17 protein-coding genes are annotated in these 14,312 nt (G+C 66.2%); 9 read left to right on the forward strand and 8 right to left on the reverse strand.

Translation table 11 applies throughout. The features are described 5' to 3' along the window. Positions 1-134 precede the first annotated feature (134 nt). Positions 135-446 (forward strand): maleylpyruvate isomerase N-terminal domain-containing protein, encoded by a 312-nt coding sequence (locus AAE021_RS17270; RefSeq protein ID WP_342023522.1) that lies wholly within the window; start codon positions 135-137, stop codon positions 444-446. A 335-nt stretch (positions 447-781) separates the two neighbouring features. Here AAE021_RS17270 and AAE021_RS17275 read toward each other — a convergent pair whose 3' ends face one another. After that, positions 782-1,552 (reverse strand): hypothetical protein, encoded by a 771-nt coding sequence (locus AAE021_RS17275; protein WP_342023523.1) that lies wholly within the window; start codon positions 1,550-1,552, stop codon positions 782-784. Between the two features lie 166 nt (positions 1,553-1,718). On the opposite strand from AAE021_RS17275, the gene AAE021_RS17280 reads away from it, so the two are divergent. The 3 genes from AAE021_RS17280 to AAE021_RS17290 are packed head-to-tail and all read left to right on the forward strand — an operon-like array spanning position 1,719 to position 4,397. Then, positions 1,719-2,441, forward strand: a complete 723-nt coding sequence (locus tag AAE021_RS17280; protein ID WP_342023524.1) for an ABC transporter ATP-binding protein — start codon at positions 1,719-1,721, stop codon at positions 2,439-2,441. After that, the gene (locus AAE021_RS17285) at positions 2,438-3,709 is read left to right on the forward strand and encodes an ABC transporter permease (RefSeq protein ID WP_342023525.1); all 1,272 of its coding nucleotides are present in this window, start codon (positions 2,438-2,440) and stop codon (positions 3,707-3,709) included. The genes AAE021_RS17280 and AAE021_RS17285 overlap by 4 nt, the downstream gene beginning before the upstream one ends. A gap of 43 nt (positions 3,710-3,752) precedes the next feature. Beyond that, entirely contained in the window at positions 3,753-4,397 is a 645-nt protein-coding gene (locus AAE021_RS17290; protein WP_342023526.1) for a TetR/AcrR family transcriptional regulator, read from the forward strand. A 7-nt stretch (positions 4,398-4,404) separates the two neighbouring features. Here the strand turns inward: AAE021_RS17290 and AAE021_RS17295 are convergent, their stop codons facing one another. Together AAE021_RS17295 and AAE021_RS17300 are read right to left on the reverse strand one after the other, a co-directional pair. After that, positions 4,405-4,755 (reverse strand): hypothetical protein, encoded by a 351-nt coding sequence (locus tag AAE021_RS17295; RefSeq protein WP_342023527.1) that lies wholly within the window; start codon positions 4,753-4,755, stop codon positions 4,405-4,407. Between the two features lie 109 nt (positions 4,756-4,864). Then, positions 4,865-5,455 carry a hypothetical protein gene (locus AAE021_RS17300; protein ID WP_342023528.1) on the reverse strand — a complete coding sequence of 197 codons (591 nt, stop codon included), beginning with the start codon at positions 5,453-5,455 and terminating at the stop codon, positions 4,865-4,867. A 145-nt stretch (positions 5,456-5,600) separates the two neighbouring features. Between AAE021_RS17300 and AAE021_RS17305 the strand changes: the two genes are divergently transcribed. After that, positions 5,601-6,083 carry a TetR family transcriptional regulator gene (locus AAE021_RS17305; protein WP_342023529.1) on the forward strand — a complete coding sequence of 161 codons (483 nt, stop codon included), beginning with the start codon at positions 5,601-5,603 and terminating at the stop codon, positions 6,081-6,083. On the opposite strand, the gene AAE021_RS17310 is transcribed toward AAE021_RS17305, so the two are convergent. After that, the gene (locus AAE021_RS17310) at positions 6,080-6,760 is read right to left on the reverse strand and encodes a GyrI-like domain-containing protein (RefSeq protein WP_342023530.1); all 681 of its coding nucleotides are present in this window, start codon (positions 6,758-6,760) and stop codon (positions 6,080-6,082) included. The two genes, AAE021_RS17305 and AAE021_RS17310, sit on opposite strands and share 4 nt — an antisense overlap. A 144-nt stretch (positions 6,761-6,904) precedes the next feature. Between AAE021_RS17310 and AAE021_RS17315 the strand changes: the two genes are divergently transcribed. The 4 genes from AAE021_RS17315 to AAE021_RS17330 all read left to right on the forward strand — a co-directional run bounded on the left by AAE021_RS17315 (position 6,905) and on the right by AAE021_RS17330 (position 10,475). Continuing rightward, entirely contained in the window at positions 6,905-7,687 is a 783-nt protein-coding gene (locus tag AAE021_RS17315) for an NUDIX hydrolase (protein ID WP_342023531.1), read from the forward strand. A 60-nt stretch (positions 7,688-7,747) separates the two neighbouring features. Next, positions 7,748-8,188 carry an SRPBCC family protein gene (locus AAE021_RS17320; RefSeq protein ID WP_342023532.1) on the forward strand — a complete coding sequence of 147 codons (441 nt, stop codon included), beginning with the start codon at positions 7,748-7,750 and terminating at the stop codon, positions 8,186-8,188. Between the two features lie 102 nt (positions 8,189-8,290). Next, entirely contained in the window at positions 8,291-9,046 is a 756-nt protein-coding gene (locus AAE021_RS17325; protein ID WP_342023533.1) for a trimeric intracellular cation channel family protein, read from the forward strand. A gap of 55 nt (positions 9,047-9,101) precedes the next feature. Next, entirely contained in the window at positions 9,102-10,475 is a 1,374-nt protein-coding gene (locus AAE021_RS17330) for an NAD-dependent succinate-semialdehyde dehydrogenase (RefSeq protein ID WP_342023534.1), read from the forward strand. A 36-nt stretch (positions 10,476-10,511) separates the two neighbouring features. On the opposite strand, the gene AAE021_RS17335 is transcribed toward AAE021_RS17330, so the two are convergent. From AAE021_RS17335 to AAE021_RS17350, 4 genes are all read right to left on the reverse strand, one after another. Next, positions 10,512-10,997, reverse strand: coding sequence for a GtrA family protein (locus tag AAE021_RS17335; RefSeq protein ID WP_342023535.1), 486 nt, complete (start codon positions 10,995-10,997; stop codon positions 10,512-10,514). Between the two features lie 59 nt (positions 10,998-11,056). Then, the gene (locus AAE021_RS17340; RefSeq protein WP_342023536.1) at positions 11,057-12,652 is read right to left on the reverse strand and encodes a PAS domain-containing sensor histidine kinase; all 1,596 of its coding nucleotides are present in this window, start codon (positions 12,650-12,652) and stop codon (positions 11,057-11,059) included. A gap of 8 nt (positions 12,653-12,660) precedes the next feature. Continuing rightward, positions 12,661-13,476, reverse strand: a complete 816-nt coding sequence (locus AAE021_RS17345) for an alpha/beta hydrolase (protein ID WP_342023537.1) — start codon at positions 13,474-13,476, stop codon at positions 12,661-12,663. A gap of 139 nt (positions 13,477-13,615) precedes the next feature. Then, the gene (locus AAE021_RS17350; RefSeq protein ID WP_342023538.1) at positions 13,616-14,152 is read right to left on the reverse strand and encodes a dihydrofolate reductase family protein; all 537 of its coding nucleotides are present in this window, start codon (positions 14,150-14,152) and stop codon (positions 13,616-13,618) included. Positions 14,153-14,312 lie beyond the last annotated feature (160 nt).

Raw genomic sequence — 14,312 nt, forward strand, 5'->3', positions numbered from 1 at the left:
AAGTGCGCTGAGAAGAACGGGACCCACGGCTGCCCATACCGTGCGGGATGCTCCGTTGCTACCGTCGGAAATGTCGAGGTGCCGGACAGGACAGATGCCCAGGCAGGACGGATGAAATCCCGCGAGGAGGAAAGATGCGCGCTCCGGTCGATTTCCACCATGCAGCCCGGGACACGGCGGTGGTCATTGCCGCCATCCGGGACGACCAGCTGGGCTGGCCCACGCCGTCGCCCGACTACAGCGTGGGTGATCTTTTGGACCATATGGACGGACTGTCCCTGGAGCTCCAGCTTTCCGCCATCAAGAACGCGCCGCCGCCCGGTATCGGGGAAGCACCGCAGGCTGACGCCTCCCACTTGGCCGCCGGCTGGCGTGAACGAATCCCCAATCAGCTCACTGCGCTGGCCGATGCCTGGGCTGAACCGGGCGCCTGGGGAGGGTGGTGAAGCCGTGGCGGAACTGCCCGCCCGCTCCCTTCCGCGGCGCAGGGCGGGCGGGGTTGATCCGGATGCCGCGCTGGAACAGCAGCGAACCCGCATAGGATGCGGCTGCCGCCAGCATCATTCCCGGCAGCCCGATCAGCGCCAGCGCGGCGCTGCCTGCGGCCGCCGCCGTCGTCGACGCCCCCTGGTTTACCAGCGTCGAACAGCACCTGCGGCAGTGGGTGACCGCCGCCCGCGCCCGGGACATCAGCTGGGCAGGCATCGGAGAAGCCCTCGGCATGTCCCGCCAGTCCGCCTGGGAGCGGTTCCACGACTAGCGGTTCCGCGGTTGGCCCGGCTCAGCCCAGGAGCCAGTCCAAGGCCTCCCGGGCCACGGGCGCCGGGACCGTGTGTCCGCCGTCGAACTCCCGGTAGGTCACGTCATATCCGTCCTTTTCCAGGGCGGGGACAATCTTCCGGGTTGTGGAGCGGAGCGGGAGGACATCATCGCCGGTGCCGTGGGAAACAAAAATGGCCGGCTTGCCCTGCCGGGGGCCGGACGGGATGAAGCCAGGGGAAAAAGCGATCACCTTGGAAAAAAGGTCGCCGTTGGCCAGGCCAAGCCCCAGGGCGTAGGAGGCGCCGTCGGAGAACCCCGCAATGGCGATGCGTTCCGGATCGACGGCGATGGCGGAAAATGTCTCCTCCAATCCGGCGTTGATATGCTCCACATCGGCCTCGTAGCCGCCGCGGATGGCATCCCAGGTTCCGGTCCGCGATGCGGGGGCCATAAGCGCCAAACCGTAGCTGTCCGCAAGGCCGGCCAGCAGGGACAGTCCACCCGCGGCGTCCCCGCCTGCCCCATGCAGGAGCACCAGCAGCGGCAGGAGCCCGCCCGGTGCAGCTGCCGACCCGGGAACTACGGCAGGCACGTACAGCAGCGCGTCGCGTTCGGCGACCAGCCCCAGCGTCCGCTGTCCGGAAGGGGCACTGCCGCTGGTTTGCCCCGGCCGGGCCGTCAGGTGCGCCGCATGCGCCCCGGCATCCGTGCTGCGGACCGGCCGGCAGCCGGGAATGAAGGCTCCGGCCGCCAAAACGGCGGCCGCCGCCACAAAGGCTCGACGCGACATTTCCTGCACCCTTCCCTCCTGCTGCTGGCTGCGGCCGCCACGCACCGCCCGGAAGCACACCACAGAGTAAATAGCCGTACCCGCCTCCTGTAAAGGCTCCGGGAATTGGCCAGCGCAATAATGCACTCCCTGCAAACTTGCAGAAACTGCACGTATCGTTTCGGGTATGACACCACACATACTCAGCGCGCAGGACCTGACCAAGTCGTACGGTCAGGGGGAGAACCGCTTTGACGCCCTCAAGGGGGTCAACCTTTCCGTGGACGCCGGAGAATCCCTCGCCATCGTCGGCAAGAGCGGCTCCGGCAAGTCCACCCTCATGCACTTGCTGGCGCTCCTGGACACACCGGACGGCGGCACGATTACCGTCAAGGGACAGGACGCCCGGTCGCTGGGTAAAAACGAGCTGAACGAACTGCGCAACCGGGACTTCGGTTTTGTGTTCCAGCAGTTCTTCCTCACCCCCAACTCCTCGGTGCTGGATAACGTGGTGCTGCCGCTGATGATCGCCGGCGTGAAGCCGGCCGAGCGGAAAAAGCGCGGCATGGAGGCGCTGGAGCGCCTGGAAATGGCGGACAAGGCCCGCAACCGGGCCACCGACCTCTCCGGCGGACAGAAGCAGCGCGTGGTCATTGCCCGCGCCCTGGTGAACAACCCGTCGGTGATCTTCGCCGATGAACCCACCGGCAACCTGGACACAGCCACCGGCGCCGTCGTTGAGGACATCCTCTTTGACCTGAACCGGGAACAGGGCATCACGCTGATCGCCGTCACCCATGACACCGACCTCGCGGCCCGCTGCAGCCGCCAGTTCTACATCAAGGACGGCCGCGAAGTATCGGCCGCCGAGCTTACCTCCACCACCATCACCACAGGGGCCTCAGCATGACCGCCGGCGATATTCTCCGCTCTGCCGTATCCAACACCTTCCGCAGTAAGGTCCGCACCGCGCTGACCGTCGTCGCCATCTTCATTGGCGCCTTCACGCTGACGCTCACCAGCGCCATTGGCGCCGGCGTCTCGGACTACATCGACAAGCAGGTGGGCGCCATTGGCGGCGATGACCTGATGACCGTTTCTCCCACCACTGAGGCGGCGGCCGCGGATGACGGGCCCAAGGAATACGACCCCAACGGCGCCGCCACGCAGGGCAACTTCACCCTGCTGTCGGACGCCGACATCGAGGCCATCCGCGCCACTGACGGCATCGAAAAGGTCGAACCCGCCGCGATGCTGGCACCGGACTACATTCAGTACGACGGCGGCGCCAAGTTTGAGCTGACCGTCAATCCGATGGTGGGGCTGGCCGACGCGGACCTGGCCGCCGGACGTCAGCTTTCCGAGGGCAGCGGGACACTGGAAGTGCTGATTCCCTCCAGCTATGTGGAGGCCATGGGCTTCGCTGACGCCGAGGCAGCCCTGGACCAAACGGTGGCCATTGCGGTCACCGATTATGCCGGTACCCAGCACACTGTGGATGCCGTCATTGCCGGCGTGCAGAACGATTCCCTCTTCGGTGACGGCGCCGGTTTCAACGCGGACCTGCGCGCCGAGGTGGATGCCCTGCAGCGCACCGGAATTCCGGAGGGCGTTTCCACCGGTTACATCACTTCCGTGGCGTACCTGGACGATGACACGGATGAGGACCAGCTCGCCGCCATCAAGGCTGACCTGGAAGACAAGGGCTTCACCGGCCTCACGGTCGCCGATCAGATTGGCGCCATCCAGACCGTCATCAACGGGATCATCGGCGTGCTGAACGCCTTCGCCGTCATCGCCCTGATCGCCGCCGGCTTCGGCATCGTCAACACGCTGCTGATGAGCGTGCAGGAACGGACCCGCGAAATTGGCCTGATGAAGGCCATGGGCATGGGCGGCGGCAAGATCTTCGCCCTGTTCAGCGTCGAAGCCATCTTTATCGGTTTCCTCGGCTCCGCACTCGGTGCCGGTGTCGCCGTCGGGCTGGGATCCGTGATCAGCTCGGTGCTGTCCAACACCGTCCTGTCGTCACTGCCCGGCCTTCACATCATGCTGTTCACGCCGGCATCCGTGGCCACTATCATCGGCATCGTCATGCTGATCGCCTTCCTGGCCGGCACCCTGCCGGCCCGCCGCGCGGCCAGGCAAAACCCGATCGACGCGCTGCGGTACGAGTAACAGCTTGGACGGGGACCGGAACACGGCAACGGAGGGAGCAGGCATGGACGGCATCACGGCCGCAGCTGAGGACCATCCCGGCGAGGGGCTGCGCGCCCGCAAGCGCGCAGCCGCCCGGGCCGCCATTGAGCGGGCAGCGATAGCCCTGGTGCTTGAACGCGGGTACGAACGGGTGACCGTTGACATGATCTGCACCGCGGGCATGGTCTCGCCGCGCACGTTTTTCAACTACTTCGGATCCAAGGAGGGCGTTTTTCTGGGACCGGCGCCCGAGGACGCCACCGAGGCTGTCACCCGCGCCTTCCGCGCGGACACCGGCGCCCCGGTGGTCCTGGCGCTGGCCAGAGCCGTGTTCTCCGCGCTCTACGAGGGCCAGCCCGACGCGGAGCTGGCCCGCGCCAGGATGAAGGTGGTCATGGATTCCCCGGAGCTGCTGTCCAAGCAAAACGAATGGATGGCGGTCCATGAGAACCAGTTGGCGGACCTGGTGGTGTCCCGGTATCAGCGGGAGGGGCGCGGCGAGCCGGCTGCGGACCTCGCCGCCGAGGCGCGGATGGTGGTGGGCCTGGCCCTGGGAGTGGTCCGGGTGGTGCTGCAGGAGAGTTACCTGGAGGACGACGGCGAGTGGCCCGGAGCCGGCGCCATGGACCGCTCCGGGGAGCTGCTGGAGAAAATCTTCCCCCGCTGATCCCGTGTTATGGGGCCCTGATCCTGCCCCCGCGGCCGTCGCCGTCGTCGTCGTCAGTTGCTCCGGGCTGGGAGCCGAACGTGCGCCTGACCGCGGTGCCTTTGCCCAGATGCTCCGGATTGGGCCGGGAGGTGATGATCAGGAGCAGGAGCATCAGCAGCGTCACGATGAAGGTAACGCAGGCGGCGGCGACGCCGAGCTCCCACCGGAACTCGCGCTCGGTGCCGCCGGTGGAGAAAACCGCAACGGCCACCCCGGCCACGGCTGCCAGTACGGCAGAGATGATCACGGGAACGTTGCCGAAATCCTGGCGGCCGGACGGGCCGTGCTGCCCGGGTAGGGACGGTGTGTGGGGCATGGCCATTCCTCCTGCGGAGAGGGTGAAGAGGCACGCACCATCGTAAGACTCACGGCGTCCCGCCGGAACCCCCAGCCGCAGGGTTTGCCGGAGCTTCCGCCGGGCGGGGTTAAAGGCTCCGCATGTCGAACATCGGCAGGGTGCGGTTGATCAGCGGACCCACCAGCAGCGCGAAGGCCACGGTCCCCAGCCCCACGGTGCCGCCCAGCGCCCACCCCGTGGCCAGCACCGCCACCTCTATTCCGGTGCGCACCGCCCACACCGGCCAGCCGAAACGGACGTGTATGCCGGTCATCAGACCGTCCCGCGGGCCGGGCCCAAGCCGTGCCCCGAGGTAAAGCCCGGTGGCGGCCGCCAACAGCACCAGCCCGCCGGTAAAGAGCAGCACCTGTGCCCAGAGCTGGTCCGGCGGGCTCACCAGGAGCAGGCAGATCTCTGCGCTGGGCCCAACCAGCAGAACGTTCAGGACCGTGCCGATCCCCGGCTTTTGCCGCAGCGGAATCCACAGCAGGAGCACCAGTAAACCAATCAGGTTGGTGACCAGGCCGAAGGGCGCCCCGGACTGCCGGGACGTTCCCTGCGACAGGACATCCCATGGCGAGACTCCCAGGTGTGCCTGGATCATCATGCCGATGGCAAAGCCATAACAAAAAAGCCCGAACAGCAGCTGGGCCGAACGGCGAGCGGTGATCCACGTCATGACCCAAGACAAGCCGGAAACAGGCTGGCGTTCAAGCAGATGTCCGACATGACGGAGAGGGGTTTGCCGAAGCTGAAGTTAATTCCAAACCGGGCTAAGCTTGTCGGTCAATCGAAACACGGTTGACCGTTGAGCTGGAGGAAAAATGTTCAGGCCGGGCGCACCAATCGACGAGGTCGAGCAGGACGTTGAAGCAATGATCATAGAGCTGGTCCATGAACTGGGCCGGCTCGCGGAAGCGGACCCCAATCCGGTGGGAGCACAGGACCGGGCGTATATCCAGGCGTTCTCTGATGCCGGATCCAACAGCAACACTGACCAGGGCGCGCTGCTGGCCACCGCCGTCGGACGGCCGAACCTGGCGGAGTCACTGGTGTACCTGAACCGGCGCCTGGACCGCGACAACCTGGATCCGCGACAGCCCACCGGGGTTATCGGCGTAATCATCCGGCTGGCCATGGACGGCCTGTGGGTCAGCGACATTTTGGATTCCACCCGCTTTGCGGACAAGGAACGCACACGCATCACCAAGCTGCTCACCGCGCTGACCCGGGTCAGTGATGATCAGCTGGAAACCATGCTCGGCGCGCTTGCCAGTTCCGGCGCCGATGAGCGCCGGCGGGCCTAGGCGGTTGTATCCGGGTCTTCCTGCCCTGACGGCCCTGACGGCCCTGACGGCCCTGACGGCCCGAGCGGGCGGACCGGCTGCCGGAGGACCGTCCGCAGTTTTTCGGTGGCGGTCCGCCGCGGGTCGCTGAGGTACACCTCGTGGTGGTCGCCGTTGAACGTCAGCCGATGGGCCGGCATCCACTGGTGGTGCAGCCGGTGCAGGACCGGGCCCTCGGCGTCGTAGGCTCCGATGTACAGAATCTGCACGGAGGAGCCCTCCTCGAGGGGCAGCAGCCGGATTCGTTCCAACCCGGACAGGGCCTTTTTCTTCTGCACGGTGGCGACTGCCGCCTGCACCATGTCCTCTGTGATCCAGTCCGGCTGGGCCACCAGCATGGTCCAGTCCCAGGAATCCTTTTCGCCGCGGGTGAAGGCGTCCATGTCATCGGCCCGCCACAGTCCCTCGAGTGGACCCACGGTGAAGTCCAGGCCGAGCTCCTTCTTCGAGGCAAATTTCAGCGTATACGCCGCGGGATACAGGCACTCAAGGGCATGGACATATTCGGCTGAGGTGTTGGGATCCCCCTGGCCGTCATAGGCCAGATACTGCAGGCGGGGCACCTGGACCATGGAAAAATCACCGGGCTTGGGGGCGTAAAGCTCCGGATAGGCCTTCTTGAACTCGAACTTTTCCATTGTCCTGCGCCGCCTTTCCGCTGCCCGTATCAGGGTAGGTCGCCGGGCATGGCGGCTGCTACCGCACACCGGAAAACAGCTACCATCCATGTGGGGCCGGATGGTTCCTGAGGTTTCTTCAATTCCCCGGACGAACGGATGCCCATGCTGCACGGTACGGCCGCCACAGTGGTGCTGTTGCGTGATGCCCCGGACGGCCTGCAGGTGCTGCTGCTTGAACGTCCCGGCCACCGCGGCGCCTTTGCCGGGGCCTGGGTGTTCCCCGGCGGAGTGGTGGACCCGCAGGATGCCGTGGAAGCAACAGAGAACGACGACGCCGGGCTGGCGGCCGCGCGCCGGGCCGGCGTGCGGGAAACGGCGGAGGAAACCGGCCTGGTCCTGGACCCGCGGGAACTGGTGCATTTGTCCTGCTGGGTTCCGCCGCCCGAAGCGCCGCGCCGCTGGAAAACTCAGTTCTTCATAACCCCGGCCCCGGCGGGCAACATCGTGCTGAGCCCGCAGGAGCACGTTGACGCGGTGTGGCTGAGGCCTCAGGACGCACTGCGCCGGGGACATGAGGGAACCATGGACCTGGTGCCGCCCACCTGGGTAACTCTGCACGGTCTGCAGGAGCACCGGACCGTTGCCGAGGCGCTGGCCGCCGCGGCAGCAGCCGTTCCTGAAACGTATGCCACCCGCCGGCTGCCCGGGCGGGAACCACTGGTGATGGTGTGGCAGGGTGACCCCGAGTACCCGGGGAATGACCCCCAGTACCCGGCCGGCCCGGCCGGCCCGGACGGCGCGGCCAGCCCGGACGGCCCGGCCAGCCCGGACGGCCCTGACGGTTCCGAGGGCCGGGACGGAACCGACGGCCGGGACGGAAACCCGGCCCGCCGGCACCGGCTGGTGCGGCACGGATCCGGCTGGATCTACCAGCGAATCAAGTAGCGGTGTTCGCCGCGCATGCCCGCAGTCCGCACGGCGGACGCGCGCCCCTAGACTGGGCGGATGAACAGTCCCTATCTGATTTCCCGTGACCAGCTGGTGCCTGCTGCACCCGACGCCGTCTTTGACCTGCTGGCCCGCCCCGCCATGCACAGCGTGATCGACGGCTCCGGCACCGTGCGCGAGGCCCAGCCCGACGGCCCGGCCAGGCTCTCACCGGGAGCCCGCTTCGGCATGGACATGAAGATGGGCATTCCCTACAAAATCAGCAACACGGTGACCGAATTCGAGGAAGGCCGCCGCATCGCCTGGCGGCACTCCGGCGGGCACGTCTGGAGGTACCTCCTGGAACCTGTCGAGGGCGGCACCCTGGTGACGGAGCAGTGGGACGCACGGAAGGTGCGCCACCGCGTGATGTACCGGGTCATCGGAATTACCCGAAGCCACCCGGCCAGCATCGAGCAGACACTCGGGAAGCTCGCCGCGCATTTCACGGTGAAGTAGCGGCACAAGGCCAAGCCGCGGCACGGGGGTCAGCTGCGCAGGCCCCGCCCCGATAGAATGGATGCCTGAAACACGGGCAGGCAAACTAACACCGGGAGCGGCGTGGAGAACTTCGATCCGGGGGCCGTCTTCAACTTTGTGGACCTTGCCGGCGTGCTGGCTAACGGCGTGTTGGGCGGTGCCGTGGCCCGGCAGCTGCGCATGGACCCGGTCGGCTTCCTCGTCCTGGCGCTGACCTCAGCCCTGGGGGGCGGTGTCCTGCGCGACACCCTGCTGCAGGCCGGAACACCGGTGGCCCTGACCAACCCCGCGTACCTGATGGCAGCCATTGCCGGAGCGCTCATTGCGTACCTGATCGAGCTTAAGGGCAAATGGGCCAACCGTTTCCTGATCATCATTGATGCCCTGGCTTTGGGCTGCTGGGCCGCCACCGGAACATCGAAGGCTCTGACCGTGGGCCTGGAGTGGCTCCCGGCAATCCTGATCGGCGTGGCCACCGCGGTGGGCGGCGGCATGATCCGCGACATTGTGGTGGGCCGGGTACCGGCAATCTTTGGCGGCAACACGCTCTACGCCACGGGTGCACTGGTTGCCGCCGTCGAAATGGCCATTCTGTACCGGATGGGAATGCCCAACGTGGGGATGGGTGCCGCCATCGTGACCGCCGCCGTCCTGTGCACAGTGGCCCGGCGCCGCGGCTGGCGCCTCCCGGGCCCGGGGGAGTGGAGTGTACGCATGACCCGCCGCCCCCGCGCCTCCGGGTCCTCGGCAGCCGGCCGCAGGAACCCCAAACGCGAGCAGCAGGGCTGGCCCCGTCCGCGCTTTGGCCGCTTCCCGGGGCTGCGCCGAAAAACTTGAGCCGGCAGCGAACCGACTTGTCGCCATGCCCACACCCGCCGGTAGCGTGGCGCACATGACTGCTTACAAAACCGTGAACCCCGCAACCGGGGAGACACTCCAGGAATTCGCAGAAGCGACCGACCGAGAGATCAGTGAAGCCATCAGCGCCGCGCACGGGGCCTTTGCCTCCTGGCGGGCAACGCCGGTTGAATCCAGAAGCAAGATCATGTCCCGCGTGGCGGAGTTGTACCGCGAACGCAGTGACGACCTGGCAGCACTCATCGCCACCGAAATGGGCAAACCCCTGCGCGAAGCCAAGGGTGAAGTCGCCCTGTCAGCGAACATCTACGAGTACTACGCCACCGAAGGCCCCGGTTTCATGGCCGACGAGGAACTGACCGTCAAGGGCGGCGGCGGCGCCACCGTGCGCACGGAGCCGATCGGCACAATTTTGGGCATCATGCCGTGGAACTACCCGTACTACCAGGTGGCCCGCTTCGCCGGCCCCAACCTGATGCTGGGTAACACCATCCTCCTCAAGCACGCCAACAACTGCCCGCAGTCCGCACTCGCAATGGAGCAGATCTTCAGCGACGCCGGGCTGCCGCAGGACGCGTACATCAACCTCTTCGCCACCAATGAACAGGCTGCTGACATCATTGCCGACCCGCGCATCCAGGGCGTTTCCCTGACCGGGTCCGAGCGCGCCGGTTCCGCCGTCGCCGAGGTGGCCGGCCGGAACCTGAAGAAGTACGTGCTGGAACTGGGCGGCAGCGATCCGTTCATTGTCCTGGACTCCGCGGACCTGGACGCCACCGTCAAGTCCGCCGTTGCCGGACGCATGGGCAACGCGGGACAGGCCTGCAACGCCGCCAAGCGGTTCATCGTCATGGAGGACCTCTACGAGGACTTCGTGGAAAAGTTCACCGCCAAGATGGAGAAGATCCAGCCCGGAGACCCGCTGGACGAGGGCACCCGCTTTGGCCCCCTGTCATCGCAGGCCGCCGCCGACGGACTGATCGAACAGATCCGGGACGCGGTGGACAAGGGGGCTACCCTGCACACCGGCGGCAGCCTGGTTGACGGGCCCGGAGCCTACGTGCAGCCCACCGTCCTGACCGGGGTCACCAGGGACATGCGCGCCTTTTCCGAGGAGCTCTTTGGTCCGGCAGCGGTGATCTACAAGGTTTCCAGCGCGGATGAAGCCGTGGAGCTGGCCAACAGCTCGCCCTACGGCCTGGGCGGCGCCGTCTTCAGCACCGACGAAGACAGGGCCCTGGAGGTGGCGGACCGCCTGGAATCGGGCATGGTCTGGATCAACGGTGTCTCCGGAACCCAGGAAGACCTGCCGTTCGGCGGCGTCAAGCGCTCCGGCGTCGGCCGCGAGCTGGGCCGGTTCGGCATGGACGAATTCGTCAACAAGAAGCTCATCCGCACTCCGAAGTAACGCGGCGGAAGGATGCACCTCGGGAGGAACCCGAACCTAGGCGGGTTCCTTCTGGGGTGTCTCCTTCAGCCCGGCGCGGGCAGCGCGCTCTTCCGCCGTGGTGAACACGATGTACCGGTACGCAAAATACCGGAACACGTTGCCGGCAATCACGCCCACCACGTTTCCGGAGATGTTGTCCGCCAGCTGGCTGTCGAAGCCCAGCAGATAGTGGGAGACATACAGGCACCCCGTGGCGATCAGCAGGCCAACAAAATTGGTGAGGGCAAACAGCAGGGTTTCGCTGCGGATGCTCCGGCCCCGCGTCCTGCGGAACGTCAGGTAACGGCTGCCAAGCCAGGAAACAGTGGTTGCGACGGCGACGGAAGCCACCTTGGCCGCGATGGGGCTGTCATCAAGGACTGTCGAGGCCAGCACGTTGTACAGCGAGATGTCCACCAAGAAGGCCACAGTGCCGACGAGGGAAAACGACCCCAGCCTGCGCACGACTTTGCGCACCGGCGAAGCTTTGCTGCTGGCCATCGACCTGTTCCCCTGCTCACTTTCGCCCGGACAAATCCGGGACTCCCTTTGGGATATTTTCACAAGCGGCCGGAGGCCACAAAATCAGCCGGGGCAGGGGTGACGGGCAGTGTGACAGTGAAGACAGTTCCCCGGCCCGGTTCACTGTGCAGGGTGATGCTGCCGTGATGTTCTTCGATGATCTTGCGGCTGATCACCAGCCCCAGCCCGACGCCGGGAATGGCGGCTTTGCGTGCGGTGGCTGACCGGAAGAACTTAGTGAAGACCTCGCCCTGCTCGGCCTCGGTCATGCCGATGCCGGGATCGGCCACCTCGATGCTGGTCTGCCCTCCGGTGCGCCGCGCACGGACGGTGACCGTTCCACCGTCGGGGGAGTATTTGACGGCGTTGGACAGCAGGTTATCCAGCACCTGCCCGATGCGCTGGGGATCGACGGTGTCCGGGAGGGTGTCCGGCAGATCCGTGACAAACTGCACCCCGTTGATCCCGGCCCGGGGCGCAGCGGAGGTCACGGCGGACTGGATCAGCTCGGTGAGGTCGACGGCCTGCAGCGCCAGCGTACTTCCGCCGGCGGCCGCGGTGAGCAGGTCGGAGACCAGCGCCAGCAGCTTCTCGGAATTGCGCATCGCCACCTTGAGCGACGTCGTCACGTGGCCCGGAAGGTCATCCGCGTCTTCCAGCAGCAGGTCCAGGTAACCCATGATCGACGTCAGCGGTGTGCGCAGTTCGTGCGAAACGTTGGCTACGAAGTCATCCTTGGCACGCACCGCATCCACCAGGCCGGTGACGTCGTTGAAGACAATAACCGACCCCCGAAAGGCTCCCTGGCCGCGCACCGAGCGGGCTGAAACGCTCAGCCCCTGCTGCCCGTCCCCGGTGCCAAACCACACGAGCTGGTCCGAGTAGGACCCGGCGAGGACCGCGCGCCGGAGCGGGCGCTCATCACTGGGCAGCGGGGTCACCCGGTCAGGACCGAACATGAGCAGTTCACACTCATCAGCATCCCGGACGCCGGGCGGGACGGCCCGCTGGCGGTTATGCATCTGCCGGTTGTTGGTCAGGATGTTGTTTCCCGCCTCGTCGATCACCACCACGCCCACCTCAACGGTGTTCAGGATGGTCTCCAGCAGCGTTCCCTTCCGCCGGCTCTCGGCCAGGCTTTCCTGCAGCACGAGGTCCTTTTGCCGCAGGGCCTCCTGCTGGGCGAAAACCGACGCTTCGGCGCTGGCCCGTGCTTCCTCGGCTTCTTCCGTCTTGCGCAGCGTATTGACCAGTTCCTGCTCGTAGAGCCGGCGTTCGTGGGCATTGAAGACTATGACCCGGTCCATGGCCGGCTGGCCGTCGGCCGCCGGGATGCGGCTTGCCGAAAGCAGCGCCGGCATCCTGGCCCCGTCCGCCTTGAGCAGGTCGACGGCGAGCTCCGCGAAGGCGCCCGCGACGCCCATCTGGGGCGCGGCATGGGTCGCGTAGAGGATCCGGTCGCCGATGGGCAGCAGCTTGAGGAAGCTGGTTCCCACCAGCTCTGCGCGGGTCATGCCCAGCCATGCCAGCAGGGTGCGGTTGGCCTCGAGGATGGTCCCGTCAGCGCCGCTGATGAGGTAACCGGCCGGAGCATCGTGAAACAGGGCCTCGAAGTCCAGGGGGACAGCGTCCACCAGAGGGGCTACGCCGCCTGGCGGAGGTAACCGAGGATGGTGTCGGCGGTTTCCTCCGGGGCGCTGACATGCGGCAGGTGGCCGGTGGCCTTCATGACCGTCAGTGTTGCCTGGGGCAGATGCTCCTGCGTGTAGCTGCCAACGTGGACGGGAGCCAGCAGGTCATCGGAGCACTGCATGACGAGGGTGGGAACGCTGACCTGCGGAAGCAGGTGGCGGACGTCGGAAAGGAACGCCACCCGGGCAAACTCGCGCGCAATGGTCGGGTTGATCCGGCAGAAACTGCCCTCCAGCTCGCTGTGCAGCTGCGGGGATTCCGGATTTCCCATGATGACCGGGGCCATGTTGGCGGCCCACACCATGTAGTTGCTGTCCAGGGAATCCAGCAGCTCGTGGATGTCATGCTGCGATGTGCCGCCAACATAGTCATCCTCGGGGTAGTCCATGTAGCTGGGCGAGGAAGCCAGGAACACCAGGGACTTGAACCGCGAAGGATCGGCAGCCGCTGCGGCCACGCCCATCATGCCCCCGACGCTGTGGCCCACAAACGTCACGTCGTGCAGGTCAAGCTCTTCCATGATGTCCTGCACGTCGGATGTGTAGCCGTCCAGTGATGAGTACCGGGCGGAGGAATAGGAGTCCACATCCGAGTTGCCGGCGCCCATGTGGTCAAACAGGACAATCGTGAAATCCTGTGAAAACCGGGGGACCAGGCGCTGCCACATGCCCTGGTCGCAGCCGAAGCCGTGCGCGAACATGATGACCGGGCCCTCGGGATTCCCCAGGACTTTAACGTTATTGCGGATGCGGATGTCTTTCCCCATGAAGATTTGCCACTTTCTGAGACTGGCGAGCTGGCGCGCTGGCATGCTGCGGCCGAAAGAGTCAGGCGGACCCCGCGGCGCACGAAATCACACTCTATCGGAATCAGGCAAGCGGAGCCGGATGGCCCGGCGCTGCCGGCTAGGTGAGGGAAAAGCGGAGCTCCGCGGCTCCGCCGTTGAACGACGTCGTGCCCGCCAGCCGCATCGGTGCAGTCGGGGCCGACACCGGGAGCAGCCGCCGTCCGGCTCCCAGGGCAACGGGCATGTAGGTGACCCACATTTCGTCCAGAAGCCCGGCCTCCGCGAACTGGGCTGCAACGTCGCCGCCGCCCACCACCCAGACGTTGCGTCCGGCGGCGTCACGAACAGCGTCCGCACAGATTTGCCGGATGTCCCCGGAGGTAAAGCGCACTCCGCTGCCCGGGGGTGCCTGCAGGTTTCTGTGGGTCACCACCTGGCATGGCATGGTGCCGTAGGGCCAGGTGTCCGGCTCTTCCCGGCCCATCCATTCGAAGGTGGCCGAGCCCATGACCAGGGATCCGACGCCGGCAATGAACTTGTCGTAGTGGTCCTGGAAAGCTTCGAATCCGAAGGCCAGCAGCCAATCCAAATTGTGGTCCTCAGTGGCGATGAACCCATCCAGTGATGACGCGACGTAATAGAGGACCTTACCCATGGTGAAGAGCATATCGGCGGCCCGGCTCCCGCACACCAGCCCGGGCACCGGCAACAGGGGGAAGGGGGCAAAGTTGCCTCCCTTTCCTCCTCCGCCTGCCCGGCCGGAAGCGGGGATAGAGTGGGGAATACTCAGCACACTGATCATTTCCGGGAGGCAT

This window comes from Arthrobacter citreus (assembly GCF_038405225.1).
GTDB classification, from domain to species: domain Bacteria; phylum Actinomycetota; class Actinomycetes; order Actinomycetales; family Micrococcaceae; genus Arthrobacter_B; species Arthrobacter_B citreus_A.

Excerpts from the sequence above, each read along its gene's own strand:
- AAE021_RS17315 (WP_342023531.1), top strand. The coding sequence starts at position 6,905 with ATGCTGCACGGTACGGCCGCCACAGTGGTGCTGTTGCGTGATGCCCCG.
- AAE021_RS17290 (WP_342023526.1), top strand. The coding sequence starts at position 3,753 with ATGGACGGCATCACGGCCGCAGCTGAGGACCATCCCGGCGAGGGGCTG.
- AAE021_RS17320 (WP_342023532.1), top strand. The coding sequence starts at position 7,748 with ATGAACAGTCCCTATCTGATTTCCCGTGACCAGCTGGTGCCTGCTGCA.
- AAE021_RS17330 (WP_342023534.1), top strand. The coding sequence starts at position 9,102 with ATGACTGCTTACAAAACCGTGAACCCCGCAACCGGGGAGACACTCCAG.
- AAE021_RS17285 (WP_342023525.1), top strand. The coding sequence starts at position 2,438 with ATGACCGCCGGCGATATTCTCCGCTCTGCCGTATCCAACACCTTCCGC.
- AAE021_RS17300 (WP_342023528.1), bottom strand. The coding sequence starts at position 5,455 with ATGACGTGGATCACCGCTCGCCGTTCGGCCCAGCTGCTGTTCGGGCTT.
- AAE021_RS17345 (WP_342023537.1), bottom strand. The coding sequence starts at position 13,476 with ATGGGGAAAGACATCCGCATCCGCAATAACGTTAAAGTCCTGGGGAAT.
- AAE021_RS17275 (WP_342023523.1), bottom strand. The coding sequence starts at position 1,552 with ATGTCGCGTCGAGCCTTTGTGGCGGCGGCCGCCGTTTTGGCGGCCGGA.
- AAE021_RS17295 (WP_342023527.1), bottom strand. The coding sequence starts at position 4,755 with ATGCCCCACACACCGTCCCTACCCGGGCAGCACGGCCCGTCCGGCCGC.
- AAE021_RS17335 (WP_342023535.1), bottom strand. The coding sequence starts at position 10,997 with ATGGCCAGCAGCAAAGCTTCGCCGGTGCGCAAAGTCGTGCGCAGGCTG.
- AAE021_RS17270 (WP_342023522.1), top strand. The coding sequence starts at position 135 with ATGCGCGCTCCGGTCGATTTCCACCATGCAGCCCGGGACACGGCGGTG.
- AAE021_RS17280 (WP_342023524.1), top strand. The coding sequence starts at position 1,719 with ATGACACCACACATACTCAGCGCGCAGGACCTGACCAAGTCGTACGGT.
- AAE021_RS17350 (WP_342023538.1), bottom strand. The coding sequence starts at position 14,152 with ATGGGTAAGGTCCTCTATTACGTCGCGTCATCACTGGATGGGTTCATC.
- AAE021_RS17310 (WP_342023530.1), bottom strand. The coding sequence starts at position 6,760 with ATGGAAAAGTTCGAGTTCAAGAAGGCCTATCCGGAGCTTTACGCCCCC.
- AAE021_RS17305 (WP_342023529.1), top strand. The coding sequence starts at position 5,601 with ATGTTCAGGCCGGGCGCACCAATCGACGAGGTCGAGCAGGACGTTGAA.